A 15,888-nucleotide genomic window follows, 5' to 3' on the forward strand; every position below is an offset into this window, starting at 1 on the left:
AAAGAAGCGGATGCCCGCAGAAGGCACCCGCTTTAACGTGTCATAACCGGATCGGTAAAGACCCGATCGGAAAAGCCTTACTCGGCAGCCACCAGAAGGTCTTCCTTCAAGGCGTCCTTCAGCGGCTTCACCAGATCGGTCTTCTCCCAGGAGAAGGAACCGTCACGACCGGATTTGCGGCCGAAATGACCATAGGCAGAGGTCTTGGCGTAGATCGGCTTGTTGAGGTCGAGATGACGACGAATGCCGGTCGGGGACAGATCCATCACCTTGCGGATCGCGTTCTCGATCTGGTCTTCCGTGACGTTCTTGCCGGTCTGGTGCAGATCGACATAAATCGACAGCGGCTGGGCAATGCCGATCGCATAGGCAATCTGGATCGTGCAGCGATCGGCGAAGCCGGCGGCCACAACGTTCTTTGCAAGGTAACGGGCAGCGTAGGCTGCGGAACGGTCAACCTTGGTCGTGTCCTTACCGGAGAAAGCGCCGCCGCCATGCGGTGCAGCACCGCCATAGGTGTCGACGATGATCTTGCGGCCGGTGAGGCCCGCGTCACCATCCGGACCGCCGATGACAAACTTGCCGGTCGGGTTGATGTACCACTTGCAATCTTCGGCAATCGGAAGATCGCCCAGCGCTTCGCGGATATAGGGCTCAACGACCTGACGAACCTTCTTGCTGTCCCAGCTGGCATCGATGTGCTGGGTGGAAAGAACGATCGAGTCGACCGAGGTCGGCTTGCCGTTTTCGTAACGAACCGTCACCTGGCTCTTGGCGTCTGGACCGAGTTTGGCGGCTTCACCCTCGCCCTTCTTGCGGGCGGTTGCGAGCAGCTGCAGGATCTTGTGCGAATAATAGATAGGTGCCGGCATGAGGTCCGGCGTTTCCTTGCAGGCGTAACCGAACATGATGCCCTGGTCGCCAGCACCTTCGTCGCCCTGCTTGTCAGCGGCGCTATCGACGCCCTGGGCGATGTCGGCCGACTGCGAATGCAGCAGCACGTCGATCTTTGCTGTCTTCCAGTGGAAACCGTCCTGCTCGTAGCCGATGTCGCGAATCGCCTTGCGCGCCGCCGACTTGAACTTTGAAGGGTTGATGACGTCGTTGCCGTGCTTGTCCTTCTTCATCAGGCTCGGCGGCAGGCGCACTTCGCCGGCGATAACGACGCGATTGGTCGTTGCCAGCGTTTCGCAGGCGATGCGAACGTTCCAGGGATCGACGCCGGTCTTGGCGGCCTCGCGGTAGACGAGATCGACGATTTCATCGGAAATACGATCACAAACCTTGTCCGGGTGGCCCTCTGCCACGGACTCGCTGGTGAACAGGTAATTGGCGTGCATGCGGGATTCCCCTCAAAGAATGGACGGCAAATGTTTAGTCAGTTCGACTGACAAAAACAAGAACACAACGACATAAATATATCTTTATGCGTAAAAACGATTTTTCAATTCGCCGATACAGGCAAAAAAAAAGCGGCTCAAACGAGCCGCTTCCTCCTCCCCGCCTCCAGCGAGCGCCTATTCCTCGGCTTCGGCAGCCAAAGCCTTGACGAGGTCGACGAGCTTGCGGCGAACCTTCGGGTCGGCGATCTTGACGAAGGCGCGGTTGAGCTGAAGACCTTCCGAGGACGACAGAAAGTCTACGACGTAGTTGGAGCTCGACGCTTCGGCCATGCCCGTGGTACCGCCGGCCTGATCGCCCGGGGCATCTTCGAAGAAGAAGGATACCGGAACGTTGAGAATGCTCGAAATGTTCTGCAGACGGCTTGCGCCGACGCGGTTCGTGCCCTTCTCGTATTTCTGGATCTGCTGAAAGGTAATGCCGAGGCTTTCGCCCAGCTTTTCCTGGCTCATGCCAAGCATTGTTCTGCGCAAGCGAATCCGGCTCCCGACGTGAATGTCGATCGGGTTCGGCTTTTTCTTGTTTTCAATCATAATGGGGGTCCTGGTGAAGTTGTAGTTACGTTTCAACCCGGTCCGCGTATGGAGGCTACACTTCTTGCACTTGGGACGACAGAACCAAACCAAGAAGCATATGGCGAGACGGTAGGCGTTCTCACTATGCAATTTTGGGGGTTTTTGGTCAATTCGTGCGGGATTTAAAACCTAGACGCGAGATCGCTGCAATTAGAAACATCATTGTCACAACCAACCAGAAGTACCATTGGCGCGTGTTATTACCCCAACCGGCAATTTTCGCGCAATTTATAGTAGCATCAATCACACCCTTTTGATTGTATGCGAGCCCTCGCACTACACGCCCAAATGGGTCAATAACCGCTGAAATACCAGTGTTTGCGCCCCGAATCAGGAACATTCCGGTTTCGACGGCTCTCAGGCGAGCCTGCTGAAAGTGCTGGTAAGGTCCGGGAGTTGCACCAAACCAGCCATCATTCGTGACGTTCAGGAGCGCCGCAGCGCGGTTCACTTCATCGCCGATCTCGCCCGGAAAGATCGCCTCGTAACAAATCAGGGGATAGAGCAGAGCACCTCCCGGCAAGGTCAGGAGCGAGCGCGACGAAGCTGCGGTAAAACCACCCGGCATGGCAATCGCGTTGGTGACGCCAAGCGACGCGAGCAGGCTTTCATAAGGAACATACTCACCAAAGGGGACGAGATGGACCTTGTCCGAGGCAGATAAAATTTGCCCTTCACTATCAATGACATAAATCGAGTTGTAATAGCGAGGCGCGACACCTGCACCGGCATTTTCCGACCGGACCGCACCTGCGACAAGCACCTGACCGTCCTCCAAAACGTCGGCAATGCGGGCAAGCGCATCGGGATTTTCGGTGAGGATGAAAGGGACCGACGTTTCCGGCCAGACAACGATATCCGGTCGTTTCCCCCCCTCTTGCGGCGGCAATGCAGTCAGGCGAAGATGCTCTTCGAAGATCTCGACGCGATTGCTATCGTCCAGCTTCTGTGCCTGGTCGACCATCGGCTGAACAATACGTATGGTTGTATTTTTGCCGTCTGCGACAGCAAGCTTTCGATCTGCGTCATTTAGTCGCGACATGCCAAATCCGACATGAAAAACGATCAGAAGACCTGCCGCGGTCAGGCCAAGCGCCCTTCCCCTTACGGTTCCGAGCAGGGCGGGTGCGGAAAAAACGAATACTGCAAGCGTGCTGACGCCGAATAGGCCCAGAACGGCCGCCGACTGCATCATCAGCGGGACGGGCATCGCGCCATAACCGATGGCATTCCATGGAAAGCCGGTCAGCACGAAACTGCGAAGCCATTCCGCCACGCCGAAGGCTCCGGCAAGCGCCGCAATCCGGCCAATTCCGTCCGACCAGAAGACGCGAGCAAGTGCAGCAGCAAGACCATAAAAGAGCGCGAGAAAGGCCGGCACGCCCAAAACTGCGAGCGGAAGCGCCCAGGCGAACTCATCCGCGTCGATCAGCAGCGCATGGCCAAGCCACCACAGACCCGCAACGAAATAACCGAAACCGAACAGCCAGCCGATAATGAAGGCGGAGCGCAGACGGCTGAATATGCCTCCCTGCGGGTTACCGGTCGATCCGTCCAGCAGCCAGACCAGAAGCGTGAAAGAAACAAAAAGGACAGCGAACACGCCGAAGGGCGGCATAGCCAGCGCCCCGATCGCTCCTGCAAGAAATGCAAGGGTGATACGGGGAAACCCCGAAACCAGCATGACCCTGTTCGCCAGCCGCTCCATGGGCACCCCTTTTTTTCACGAATCAACAGCCGCAGTCTTTCAAAAAAACTGCGCGCTGTCGCCGGTCGGCATAACCGGGAAAGCGCCAGGCGCCCGCCCTTAGGCGTCGGGGCGTGACGAGCCGGCCTCCGCCGGCGGCGCCAGCAAGGCTGCCGGCGGGGTGGGGGCGGGCAGCAGCGCCTCGCCATCGCCCTTCACCTGACGGCGGCGGGCCAGTGCACGCTTGCGCAATATCTTGACGCGCTTGATGCGGCGCGGGTCGGCGTCGAGGATCTGGAATTCGAAACCCGGAACAGCCTGCACCACTTCGCCACGGACCGGGATGCGTCCCAGCGCCGAGAAGATCAGGCCGCCGAGCGTGTCGACATCCTCGATACGATGGCGCACATCGAAATCGGGACCGATCGCCTCGGCGATCTCCTCCAACTCGATACGAGCATCGGCCACGAACACGTCATCCGCGGTCTTGGAGAACATAACTTCGTCATTGTCATGTTCGTCCTCGACATCGCCGATAACCATTTCAACGATGTCTTCGTGCGAAACAAGACCGTCGGTACCGCCGTATTCGTCGATGACCAGAGCCATCTGCGTGCGTGCCGCCTGCATGCTGCGCAGCAGGTCCGAGGCGAGCATGGATGGCGGAACGAACAGCAGCTTGCGGACCAGCCCGGCTTCGGCAACGGTCTGCTCCAGGTTGACGCGTCCGAGATCGAATGCCGCCTTGGGGCTGCGAACCGGCTTTTCAGTCCCGTTCACCGCAGCAGAGAGCTGCACGGTCGGTGCCTTCGAGCTGACGCGACGCTTGTTGCGCGCCTGCTTGGCGAGATAGGAGAGTAGGTCGCGAATGTGTACGAAGCCGCGGGCATCATCGAGATTATCGATATAGACCGGCATGCGCGAACGCCCGGTCTCTTCGAAATGGATCATCAGCTCGCCGATGGTCATGTTCATGTCCACCGCTTCGATATCGGCACGGGGAACCATGATGTCCTCGACGCGCACCTCACGGAAGCGAAGGATGTTGTGCAGCATGGCCCGCTCGTCCGGCGAAAAGGCGTTGCTGACATTGGTATCCGTCATCAGCGCATCGGCGAGGTCCTCACGGAGCTGCTCGCCTTGCGATGGCCGGAGCAGGCGCAGAGCCCGCGACCAAAACGAATGGTTGGATTTGGGATGATGTTCGGACCTTGCCGAACTACTGCCCTCGTCCGACGAGGGTGAGTCCGAACTGTCCTTGCCCTCTCGGGCGACATTGCTCGAATATTCGTTCATTGTTCCAAACTACACTATCGGGTCCTGCCCCGCATAGGGGTCAGATAGGCCGAGACCAGCCAAAATGCGAGTCTCGAGTGCTTCCATTTCCTCAGCCTCGTCCTTTTCCAGGTGGTCGTAACCGAACAGATGGAGGAATCCATGGACAAGCAGATGGGTCAGATGATCGTCGAAAGTCTTGTCGAGATCAACCGCCTCGCGCTCGACAGTTTCCCTCGCAATCACGATATCGCCAAGCATGGGGCCCGGCATATCACCAGGTTCCAGCGGAAAAGCAGGGAAAGACAAGACGTTAGTGGGCTTGTCCTGATCGCGCCATTCGGCGTTAATTTGTTGGATGGAATCGTCGTTGGTGAAGACCAGAGACAGTTCCGGTGCCATTTCCGGGAAGGGTTGCTCTCCTTCGCGGGCAAGATAGTCGGCCGCTGCACCCAGCACTCGCTCGCTCAAAGAACCGAGAACGGCCTCGGTTGGCCAACCGCCGTCTTCTACGCTGATCTGTATGTCTAGTTCGGGCATGAATGGTGGCCCGACCGGATCACCGGTCGAGGTCTCCCTCGCTTTCGTCGTGAACGGCATATTGCGCGTCATAGGCCCTGACGATGCGTCCGACCAGCGGATGGCGCACGACATCAGTGTCCTTGAAGCGGATGACGGAAATACCCTCGACGCCCTTGAGGATCTGCAACGCCTCGACCAGACCGGATTTCACACCACGCGGCAGGTCGACCTGGCTTGGATCGCCGGTGATGATCATGCGGCCGTTTTCGCCGAGACGCGTCAGGAACATCTTCATCTGCATCGATGTGGTGTTCTGCGCCTCGTCGAGAATGATCGCGGCGTTTTGCAGCGTACGACCGCGCATGAAGGCGAGCGGGGCGATTTCGATGACGCCGGCAGTGATCGCGCGGTCGACCTTGTCGGCCGGGATCATGTCGTAGAGCGCGTCATAGAGCGGTCGCAGATAGGGGTCGACCTTTTCCTTCATGTCGCCGGGCAGAAAGCCCAGACGCTCGCCCGCTTCGACAGCCGGTCGGGTGAGGATGATCTTGTCAACGGCGCCGCGCTCGAGAAGCTGGGCTGCGTGGGCGCAGGCGAGATAGGTCTTGCCGGTACCGGCCGGGCCGACGCCGAAGACCAGTTCAGCGCGCTCGAGCGCCCGCATATAGGCGTCCTGCGTCGGGGTGCGGGCCTGAATTGTCTTCTTGCGGGTGGAGATCTGCGCCATGGAAAGCTTTGCCTTGCGCTCCAGCGTCGGGAGCGTCAGCTGATCGTCGGCCGCCTGGGCCATACGAATTGCACCTTCGACGTCGGAAGCTTCCACGGAACCGCCTTTCTGCAAACGCTCATAGAGGAAATCGAGGGCGCGTCTCGCCTGATTGGTGGCTATGACATCGCCGGAAATTGAAACGGAATTGCCACGCGGCCGGGCATCGATATTGAGGCGCTGTTCGAGAAGCTTGAGGTTTTGGTCGAACTGACCGAAGAGCTCGCTTGCCAGCCTATTATTCTCGAACGTCAGGACAAAGTGGTTGGCGTCGGTCGCTGCTGATCGGTGCTGGCGCGCTGTCGAAGAAACCAATTCTGTTCCGTTCAAGTAAGCAAGCTCCTCAACTTGATTCAGGCCCCGATTAAACTCCCTGCCGGTTCGGCAAACAAGCTGTTCGGGCCGGTCCCGATGATTCGTACACTGATAATCTCACCGATTTGCGATGTTTTTGCATCAACATTCACAGACTGCAGCCAGGGAGAACGTCCAATGACCTGCCCTGGCATGCGGCCGGGCTTTTCCAGCAGCAAGTCGATCACCTTTCCGACGCAGGATGTGGCGAAGTCGGATTGCTGTTTCAAGAGCAGGGCCTGAAGCCGTTCCAGTCGTTCGGTCTTCACATCCTCGGCAACATGATCGGCCAAGTCGGCGCCGGGCGTGCCGGGACGGCTCGAATATTTGAACGAGAAGGCCGAGGCGTAGTTCACCTCTTCGACAATCTTCAGCGTATCCTCGAAGTCCTGATCCGTCTCGCCGGGGAAACCGACGATGAAATCGCCCGACATGGCGATATCCGGACGGGCAGCGCGGATGCGCTCGATCAGCCGCAGATATTCGGCGCCGGTGTGGCGGCGGTTCATGGCTTTGAGGATACGATCCGAACCCGACTGAACCGGCAGATGCAGGTAAGGCATGAGATTGCGCAGGTCACGATGGGCACCGATCAGACGGTCATCCATGTCGCGCGGGTGGCTCGTCGTGTAACGCAGCCGCGCGAGACCCGGAATTTCGGAGAGACTGTAAAGGAGATCGGCAAGACCGAGATCACCGCCCTTTCCATCATCGGAGCTCCAGGCGTTGACGTTCTGGCCGAGCAAGGTGATCTCGCGCACGCCGGCATCAATGAGCCGCTTGGCTTCGTCGACAATCTGGCTGACGGGACGGGAAACTTCCGAACCGCGCGTATAGGGCACGACACAGAAGGTACAGAACTTGTCGCAGCCTTCCTGCACGGTCAGAAAAGCGGTCACGCCGCGTGCGCGGATCACCTTCTTTTCCGTCGCCGGAAGATGCTCGAACTTGTCCTCGACGGCATATTCGGTATCGACGACCGGTTTTCCGGCACGGGCTTTTCGCAGCGCATCCGGCAATCGGTGGTACGTTTGCGGACCGATCACCACATCGACAGCCGGCGCCCGGCGGATGATTTCCTCACCTTCGGCCTGGGCAACGCAGCCGGCGACGCCGATCATCAGTTCCCTGCCTTCGGCCGCACGGGCCTTCTTCATGTCGCGCAGACGACCGAGTGCGGAATAGACTTTTTCCGCCGCCTTTTCGCGGATATGACACGTGTTCAGCAGGACGAGATCGGCTTCCGCCATATCTTCCGTCGTTACATACCCCTCGCCGGCAAGCGCGTCGCCCATGCGGGTACTATCATAGACATTCATCTGACAGCCGTAGGTCTTGATAAAGACCTTGCGGGTGTTGGGACGGCTGTCCGGACAGTGGGCGGCCTCGTCGGCCGGCGCGGGAATGGAAACATGTTCGTTCATGCCGCTTCCATATCCCAAGAAGCGCGGGAAATGAAGCGGTACGTGAACCGATGATTAGCTGGCGTCGTATTCCCGCTGACGCAAATGCCGGATCAGCATGCGACGGAGCTGGGCGGTGACGTTCTGGCTCAAATGCTTGCGGTTATCACCGGTGCGAAACTCGACCGTATCGCCAAACGCGACTTCGACATCGAGCGCACCTTCCTTCAACACGCCGATCAGATGTGGCATCAGCTCGATATCGCCCGGCCAGGCGGCGATCGGGCGATGATAGCGGCCCATCGCCATGCCGTGAACACGGGTATAAGCAATCGCCACCGGCTGGACATGGACGACACCATGCGGCGTGTGCGGCACGGCTGCGGCCGCGGCGCCAAACAGCGAGGACTTGATCTCCATCAGACGGTTGCCGTCCGAAGTCGTGCCTTCGGGGAAAAGCACGACGATTTCGCCCGCGGTCATGCGCGTGGCAATCTCGTTGACCTGGTCGCCGGCGCGGCGCTTTTCCTCGCGCACGATGAAGATGCTTTTCTGCAACTTGGCGAGCGTGCCGAAAACGGGCCAGTTCGCGACCTCGGCCTTGGCGATGTAAACGACATCTGCCACCGCGCCAAGCACCAGGATATCCTTCCAGGAGACGTGATTGGCGGCGAGCATAAGCGGTCGACGGCGATCCAGTTTTCCATGAACATTGATCCGGATGCCGAGAAGCCAGCAGGCTGACCTGTGCCAGAGACGCGGAATGATGCGGCGGATCTTCCAGTCGAAGGCAAGGCCCAGAAGCTGGAATGGGAGAAGGATCAGCGTCACGAGCACGAGACAGATGACGATCAGGCCGATCCGGATGGAAGTGATCACTGCTTTGCCCTGCCGGTTCCGCTCAACTGTCATCCTTGTCGAGCGGTATGCCGTAAAGCTCGAGCCTGTGACCGACCAGCCTGAACCCGAGTTCACGGGCGATGCGCTCCTGCAGTGCCTCGATCTCGGCCGACTGGAACTCGATGACGTGGCCGGTGTTAAGGTCGATCATATGATCGTGATGTTCTTCCGGCACGGTCTCGTAACGGGAACGACCGTCGCGGAAATCGTGACGCTCGATGATTCCCTCATCCTCGAAGAGTTTTACCGTTCGATAGACAGTCGAAATGGAGATGCGCGGATCGACTTTTGAAGAGCGGCGATAGAGCTCCTCGACATCCGGATGATCGTCGGATTCCTGCAGAATCCGGGCAATGACTCGACGCTGGTCGGTCATGCGCATGCCCTTGTCGGCACACAGCTCTTCCAGTGTCTTGGAAAGGTCCGTCATGACGTTATGGCCTTCGAAATATTCACGGTATGCTGAGGGACTAGCGAAGAACGCGGCTCATGACAAGCGCTGCAGTCCGCCGCCCGTCTGTGCCCAGATAATATGCAGGCCTTTCCGCCACCTTGGCGAAACCGAGCTTGCCGTAAAGCCCGACCGCCGGCTTGTTTTCCGCCTCGACTTCGAGAAACATGCTGTCGGCGCCGCGGGAGACCGCTTCGCGCAGGGCAGCCTGCATCAGACGCCAACCGAGACCGAGGCGGGCGAATTTCTCGGAGGCCGCGACGGTCAGGATTTCAGCCTCGCCGCCAGCCTCGCGGCTGAGGACGAAACCGCCCATCGGTTTTGAAAAAAATGCATTGGTCTGCCGCGCGACAAAACCGAAAACGTTCTGTTGCATCAAAAGATTCTGGAACTCGCCATCGCTCCACTGACGTGGAAAGCGGAGACCATGCAGGTCGGACACTTCGCGGCAGTCGTCTGCCTCCATGGGCACGACTTCGAAAAACGGCTTCCAGCTCAGATAGTCGTCGAACATCGATCAAGCTCTTGCGAGTGCAAATCCGGTCTGCGGCTTCGCATCCGGTCCGCGCAGATAAAGCGGCTTCGGGCGGGTGCCGTCAGCCTTCTTCGCCGCACCTAACCGTGCCACCATAGCAATATCGAAACGATCGGTGAACTTGCCGGCCCAAGAGCCGCTCAAATCGGCGGAAAGCGAGGCCGCCAGTCGCTCGAGATCGTCAGCAGAAAGTGCGGCGGGTTCGCTCAGCGGAGAGCCGTCAGTCGCAAAGCCCTGTGCATAGATCTCATCGCGCTTCGCATCGATGGCAACGACGACCGGTTTTCCATTCCGTGCCTCAGCAAGGTGAACGGCAGCCAGTGCTTCCAGCGTCGAGACGCCGACACATTCGATGCCGAGCGCAAGCGCAAAACCGCGGGCCGCCGCAACGCCGACGCGGATACCGGTGAAAGAGCCTGGGCCGATCACGACGGCGATCTTTTCCACGGCATTGATCTCGACCTGCGCCTCATCCAGCACCTGATCGATGACGGCCATCAGCCGTTCGGCATGGCCTTTGCCAATCTCTTCGGAGAAGGCAGACAGGATCGTGCCCGCAGCACTGTCAAAAAGTGCCGCAGAACAATCTATGCCCGCAGTGTCGATAGCCAATACGATCATGAACAGTCGTGCCGAGCGTCAGAGAGCTTCGACTGCCTGCACTTCCGGTACGAAGTGCTTGAGCAGGTTCTGGACACCGTGCTTCAGCGTCGCCGTGGAAGATGGGCAACCGGAGCATGCACCCTTCATGTTCAGGTAGACGGTGCCGTCCTTGTAACCCTTGAAGGTAATGTCGCCGCCATCCTGGGCAACCGCTGGGCGCACACGGGTTTCCAGCAATTCCTTGATCGTCTCGACGACCGTCTCGTCGCCCTCGTCGAAAAATTCACCCTCTTCGTCAAGATCCTCAGCCATGGCCGACCCGCCCCCCATGACCGGCTGGCCGGACATGAAGTGCTCCATGATCGAACCGAGGATTGCCGGCTTCAGATGCTGCCATTCACTATCGGACTTGGTGACGGTGATGAAATCATAACCGAAATAAACGCCGGTGACGCCCGAGACGGAAAACAGCCGAAGTGCCAGCGGCGAGGCTGCCGCCTCCTGCTCGTTGCGGAACTCGGCCGTGCCCTTTTCCAGAACCACTTTGCCGGGAAGAAACTTCAGGGTCGCCGGGTTCGGCGTGGCTTCGGTCTGGATGAACATGGGCTTGCTCCTGGCCGGCGAGCGGCGCTCAGTTTAGAATTCTTCCAAAGAAGATAAGCATTCTCATCTTTGGGTTCAAGTGCGCCTTTGGTCGCTTGCGGTCAAGAAATTTATGCGAGCGCCTCGATTTCCTCATCCGACAGGGTATCGGGCAGAACCGTAACCGGGATCGGGAAGGCCGTGCCACGGCCGGCAATAGCCGCAACCAGGGGGCCGGGACCTTCCTTGGCGGAACCGGCGGCCAGCACGAGGATGGCAATGTCGCGATCCTCCTCCACCAGACTGTTGATCTGCTCCGGCGCACTGCCTTCGCGGATGACGATTTCGGGATCGATGCCGATCGTCTCGCGTACCCGGTGAGCGGCCTTGGCCATGACGGCTTCAGCTTCCTCCATCGCCTCGGCGCGCATGATCTGCTCGACGCCCAGCCATTGCTGGAAATCGCCTTCAGCGATGATGTAGAGAAGCACAAGACCGCCATTGGAATTCTTGGCGCGGCGGCCGGCATAATGGACCGCCTTTTCGCATTCCGGCGTGCCGTCGATGACCGCCATGAACTTGCGCCTGTGGCCTTCCAGCCGCGAAAGTCTCTTGGAAACCATAGCGCCCCCTTACCCTGGATCACCTTCCGAAGCAGTCGTGCCGCGGACCTTATACGAACCGGAAAAAATGAAAACCCGCCGCTTGCTGCGGCGGGTCGATGCATGTGTCGGTTCTGAAAATCAGCGCAGGAAGCCGATGATATCGCAGACTTCGTTCATGACTTTCTCAGCCCTTGCACCGGCGCGTTCGCCGCCATCCTTGAGAATCGCGTCGATATGCGAGGTGTCGTCGAGAAGACGACGCATTTCGGCGCTGATCGGGGCCAGAACCTCGACGGCAAGATCGGCAAGCGCCGGCTTGAACACCGAGAACTGCTGGCCGCCATATTCCTTCAGGACGTCGGCTTTGGTGCGATCGGCAAGAGCCGCATAGATGCCGACGAGATTGTCGGCTTCCGGCCGGCCAGCCAAACCTTCGATTTCGCTCGGCAGGCCTTCCGGATCGGTCTTCGCTTTGCGGATCTTCTTGGCGATCTCTTCGGCGTCATCCATCAGGTTGATGCGCGACAGGTCGGAAGGATCCGACTTCGACATCTTCTTGGTGCCATCGCGCAGCGACATGACGCGCGGCGCCGGACCGTCGATGAGCGGCTCGACCAGCGGGAAATAACCGTGGATCGGTTCTTCGCCGACAACCATGTCGACGCCTGTACCAGTGGTGCGGATCTTCTCCTGGAAGTCGATGTTGAACTTCTGGGCGATGTCGCGGGCAAGTTCCAGATGCTGCTTCTGGTCGTCGCCCACCGGAACGTGGGTGGCGCGGTAGACGAGAATATCGGCGGCCATCAGGCTCGGATAGGCAAGCAGGCCGAGCGAGGCGTTCTCGCGATCCTTGCCGGCCTTGTCCTTGAACTGCGTCATGCGGTTCATCCAGCCGATGCGGGCGACGCAATTGAACACCCAGGCAAGTTCGGCATGCTGCGGCACGGCCGACTGGTTGAAGACGATATGCTTCACCGGGTCGATACCCGAGGCGATGAAGGCGGCGGCGATCGAACGGATCTGGCCACGCAGGTCGTCATGCACGAGCTGGGCGGTGATCGCATGCAGGTCGACAACGCAATAGATGCAATCGTTGTTTTCCTGCAGCGCCACGAATTTGCGGATCGCGCCGAGATAATTGCCGAGATGGAGATTGCCGGTCGGCTGAACGCCGGAGAAAACGAGCGGCTTAAAGGTGTTCATAATGTCCTCGAACAGGCGGTTGGAAGGCCTCAGACCTCAAGGTTGCGTGTCTCCGGCAGGTTTGAAGTCTCCGGTGGTCACGTCCCGCGGGCCATGTAGCTAACCCCGCGCTCTAAGCACGGCTTCTGGGGCAGAATCAAGGGCTCAGCGTGCGGCGTGCTCAATCAAATCCCAGCTGTTGCCGTAGGGATCGGCAAAGACTGCGACCGTGCCATAGGCTTCATGGCGCGGCGCCTCGACGAAGCGGACGCCGCGGGCGAGCATCGCCGCATGATCGCGGGCGAAATCATCGGTCTGCAGAAAGAAGCCGACACGGCCGCCGGTCTGATTGCCAATCGCCGTCTTCTGCCTTTCGTCGGCCGCCTGCGCCAAGAGCAGGCCTGCGCCGGCGCAACCCGGCGGCCTGACCACGAGCCAGCGCTTTCCATCCGGGAGCGCCACGTCATCCGTGCAGTCGAAACCGAGGAGATCACAGTAAAACGCCTTGGCCCGGTCATAGTCATCGACGACGAGGGTGACGAGAAACAGCGATTGTACAGTCATCGGAAACTCCCGGTTTGGCGGCGTCAACGATCGAGATGACAGCAGACTCCGCCATGGCGAAGGCAATTTCACCCCTTTTCTGGCTTTTCACCCCGAATATTTGGGGGTGCCCACCGACTATCCGGGACACAGTGCACTTGAACGCATGAGCGGGGCGTATGTAACAGTTTTATAACGAAGATTTTCCGCCACAAAAGCAAATAGAACCCCCTCCAAATCTATCATTAGTTAATGAATATTAAGATATTCGGCCCATTAATCTCAATTTAGAGTAAATCCCTCCTTATTCACGTCACTTTTCGGAAAGAAATACCTCGCCACGACGAAGCCGACCGTCATGACGACCGGTCTTTTCCTAGGGGACATCCATGCGCATCTTTTCTCGCGTCGCGCTGGCCTGCCTTTTGGCGTTTAGCATGAACGCCAACGCCGAAGCAGCAGGCAAGAACGACAAACGCCGCGGCACCACGATCGAACACGATTATTCCGCTTTCTACACCGTGCAGCGGGTCAGCGTGCGCACCGGCTGTTTTCCGGAAAAGCTCGAAGCCATCCTTGCCCATATCGCACAGGAAACCGGCCATAAGCCGATGGTGACATCCGGCCATCGTCCGCATTCCGGCAAATCGCAGCATAGCCGCTGTTATGCCGCAGACATCCGCATTCCGGGTGTCTCGGAGAAGCGCATTCTGGCGGCGGCGGCCAGTGCGCCGGGGATCGGCGGCATCGGCCGTTACTGCAACGGCATCGTGCATGTCGATATCGGTCCGAAACGTCACTGGGCCTATTGCGGCAAGGGCAAGCGCGGCGGTGGCGGACTTGCCAATCTGAAGCGCAAGTCCAATGGCGACGATACGTGATCGAGGCGGCTTTTAGAGCATTTCCGCCTTTCAGGCCGGCGTCTTCGGCTTACGCTTGATATTGCGGCGGATCATGCCGAGATCGGCGCCGCCGATCAGGAAAGCCACGCCGAAATAAACGATCATGGCAATACAGATCAGAATGCCAAGGGCTGCGACCTGGCTTAAGAGATGCGCGCCAGGCGCCAGCCATGACCCGGCATAGGGCAAGGCGTAGACGAGCGCCCCTGCCATGACGGCCGTCGAAACCAGCAGGAGCGCGGTCCGCTTTGCCATCTGCCACTCCCACAGAAGATCGCCCCGCCAGACCAGCGTCGAGAACAACAGGATTGTGTTGATCCAGCCAGCAGTTGCCTCTGCCGTGGCGATGCCGCGTTCGGCGAGAAGCGGGAAGAGCGAGATGGCGAGGCCCGAATTGACGACCACCGACAGCATGGTGAAGCGCATCGGGGTTTTGGTGTCTTCGCGGGCATAAAAGCCCGGTTGCAGCGCCTTGATCAGCACGAAACCCGGTAGGCCGAGGCCGTAAATGGCAAGGATGCCGCCGACCACGGTCGTGTTTTCCGCAGAAAAAGCGCCCCGCTCGTAGAGCACGCGGATGATCGCGTCCGACAGGACCCAGAGACCGGCGGCTGCGGGAAGCGTCAGGAACAGGACGAATTCGATCGAACGGTTCTGGATATTCTTCGCCTCCCTCACCTGCCCGCCTTTCAGCGCACGGGAGAGCTCGGGCAAAAGCACGACGCCGACGGCGACGCCGACGACGCCGAGCGGCAGCTGGTAGATACGGTCGGCATATTGGAGGGCGGCGATGGCGCCTTCCTTGCCGGATGCGATCGCCTGGCCGATGAGCTGGTTGATCTGGGTAATGCCGCCGGTGACGGCGGCCGGCACTGCCAGCCAGAGCAGGCGCTTGACGTTGGGCGTCATACGCGGGCGGCGGAAGCCGATATTGATGCCCGCATGGCGAACGCCGAGATAGACAACGGCCAATTGCAGCACGCCGGCGACCAGCACGCTCCAGGAGAGGTACCAGGCGATTTCGCGTGGATCGGCACCGATCCACAGACCGTAGAACAGCGCCGCGATCATCACCACGTTCAAGAAAACCGGTGCAATCGCTGCGGCAAAGAAATGGTGCAGCGAATTCAGCATACCGCTCATCATCGCGGTCAGCGACATGCACATCAGATAGGGAAACATCACCGCCGCCATGCGGATCGTCAGCGAGGTCTTTTCAACATCGTCGGCAAAACCCGGCGCGATGATGAAGCGTACCAGCCAAGGCATCATCAATTCCATGACGATGGTGATGATCAGCAGCGCCGAGAACAGGACGCCGAAGACTTCCTCCGAAAAGCGCTTGGCGCCTTCGACGCCATTCGCCTCGATTTCCTTGGAAAACAGCGGCACGAAGGCGGCGTTGAAGGCGCCTTCGGCAAACAGGCGGCGAAACAGGTTGGGGAAGCGGAAGGCCGCATAGAAGACATCGGCCATCGGGCCGGTGCCGAGTGCCGCCGCCATTGCGGTCTCGCGGGCGAAACCGAAAATGCGGCTGCCGAGCGTCGCACCGCCGACGGTGGCGAATTTCTTCACAAGGCTCATTTCAATTCACCCATTGCG

At 59.3% G+C, this 15,888-nt stretch carries 17 protein-coding genes; 1 reads left to right on the top strand and 16 read right to left on the bottom strand.

The genetic code is table 11. The features are described from left to right. Window positions 1–77: 77 nt before the first annotated feature. From metK to AC2GXZ_RS10060, 15 genes are all read right to left on the bottom strand, one after another. A complete protein-coding gene (gene metK, locus AC2GXZ_RS09990; protein WP_483758994.1) occupies window positions 78–1,340 on the bottom strand; it encodes a methionine adenosyltransferase in 1,263 nt (420 codons plus the stop codon). A gap of 177 nt (window positions 1,341–1,517) precedes the next feature. Further along, complete coding sequence (locus AC2GXZ_RS09995) at window positions 1,518–1,934, bottom strand: helix-turn-helix domain-containing protein (RefSeq protein WP_483758995.1); 417 nt, start codon at window positions 1,932–1,934, stop codon at window positions 1,518–1,520. A 148-nt stretch (window positions 1,935–2,082) separates the two neighbouring features. Next, complete coding sequence (gene lnt / locus AC2GXZ_RS10000; RefSeq protein WP_483758996.1) at window positions 2,083–3,684, bottom strand: apolipoprotein N-acyltransferase; 1,602 nt, start codon at window positions 3,682–3,684, stop codon at window positions 2,083–2,085. A gap of 99 nt (window positions 3,685–3,783) precedes the next feature. Next, the gene (locus AC2GXZ_RS10005) at window positions 3,784–4,959 is read right to left on the bottom strand and encodes a hemolysin family protein (protein ID WP_483758997.1); all 1,176 of its coding nucleotides are present in this window, start codon (window positions 4,957–4,959) and stop codon (window positions 3,784–3,786) included. Window positions 4,960–4,968: 9 nt separating this feature from the next. Further along, window positions 4,969–5,478, bottom strand: coding sequence for an rRNA maturation RNase YbeY (ybeY, locus tag AC2GXZ_RS10010; protein ID WP_483758998.1), 510 nt, complete (start codon window positions 5,476–5,478; stop codon window positions 4,969–4,971). Between the two features lie 19 nt (window positions 5,479–5,497). Beyond that, window positions 5,498–6,556 (bottom strand): PhoH family protein, encoded by a 1,059-nt coding sequence (locus tag AC2GXZ_RS10015; RefSeq protein ID WP_483758999.1) that lies wholly within the window; start codon window positions 6,554–6,556, stop codon window positions 5,498–5,500. A gap of 23 nt (window positions 6,557–6,579) precedes the next feature. Continuing rightward, window positions 6,580–8,004, bottom strand: coding sequence for a tRNA (N6-isopentenyl adenosine(37)-C2)-methylthiotransferase MiaB (miaB, locus tag AC2GXZ_RS10020; RefSeq protein WP_483759000.1), 1,425 nt, complete (start codon window positions 8,002–8,004; stop codon window positions 6,580–6,582). 54 nt (window positions 8,005–8,058) lie between these two features. Continuing rightward, window positions 8,059–8,862, bottom strand: coding sequence for a lyso-ornithine lipid O-acyltransferase (olsA, locus tag AC2GXZ_RS10025; protein WP_483759001.1), 804 nt, complete (start codon window positions 8,860–8,862; stop codon window positions 8,059–8,061). A 22-nt stretch (window positions 8,863–8,884) separates the two neighbouring features. After that, entirely contained in the window at window positions 8,885–9,313 is a 429-nt protein-coding gene (locus AC2GXZ_RS10030; protein WP_483759002.1) for a Fur family transcriptional regulator, read from the bottom strand. Between the two features lie 40 nt (window positions 9,314–9,353). After that, window positions 9,354–9,848, bottom strand: coding sequence for a GNAT family N-acetyltransferase (locus AC2GXZ_RS10035; RefSeq protein WP_483759003.1), 495 nt, complete (start codon window positions 9,846–9,848; stop codon window positions 9,354–9,356). Window positions 9,849–9,851: 3 nt separating this feature from the next. Continuing rightward, window positions 9,852–10,490 (bottom strand): tRNA (adenosine(37)-N6)-threonylcarbamoyltransferase complex dimerization subunit type 1 TsaB, encoded by a 639-nt coding sequence (gene tsaB / locus AC2GXZ_RS10040; protein ID WP_483759004.1) that lies wholly within the window; start codon window positions 10,488–10,490, stop codon window positions 9,852–9,854. An 18-nt stretch (window positions 10,491–10,508) separates the two neighbouring features. Continuing rightward, window positions 10,509–11,075, bottom strand: coding sequence for a NifU family protein (locus AC2GXZ_RS10045; RefSeq protein ID WP_483759005.1), 567 nt, complete (start codon window positions 11,073–11,075; stop codon window positions 10,509–10,511). 110 nt (window positions 11,076–11,185) lie between these two features. Continuing rightward, entirely contained in the window at window positions 11,186–11,677 is a 492-nt protein-coding gene (locus tag AC2GXZ_RS10050; protein WP_483759006.1) for a universal stress protein, read from the bottom strand. 120 nt (window positions 11,678–11,797) lie between these two features. Continuing rightward, entirely contained in the window at window positions 11,798–12,862 is a 1,065-nt protein-coding gene (gene trpS, locus AC2GXZ_RS10055) for a tryptophan--tRNA ligase (protein WP_483759007.1), read from the bottom strand. Window positions 12,863–13,006: 144 nt separating this feature from the next. Further along, complete coding sequence (locus AC2GXZ_RS10060; RefSeq protein ID WP_483759008.1) at window positions 13,007–13,405, bottom strand: VOC family protein; 399 nt, start codon at window positions 13,403–13,405, stop codon at window positions 13,007–13,009. A 368-nt stretch (window positions 13,406–13,773) separates the two neighbouring features. Between AC2GXZ_RS10060 and AC2GXZ_RS10065 the strand changes: the two genes are divergently transcribed. Continuing rightward, the gene (locus tag AC2GXZ_RS10065; protein ID WP_483759009.1) at window positions 13,774–14,265 is read left to right on the top strand and encodes a YcbK family protein; all 492 of its coding nucleotides are present in this window, start codon (window positions 13,774–13,776) and stop codon (window positions 14,263–14,265) included. Between the two features lie 30 nt (window positions 14,266–14,295). On the opposite strand, the gene murJ is transcribed toward AC2GXZ_RS10065, so the two are convergent. Next, entirely contained in the window at window positions 14,296–15,870 is a 1,575-nt protein-coding gene (gene murJ, locus AC2GXZ_RS10070) for a murein biosynthesis integral membrane protein MurJ (protein WP_483759010.1), read from the bottom strand. Window positions 15,871–15,888 lie beyond the last annotated feature (18 nt).

Source organism: Aliirhizobium sp. YIM B11859 (genome assembly GCF_057163345.1).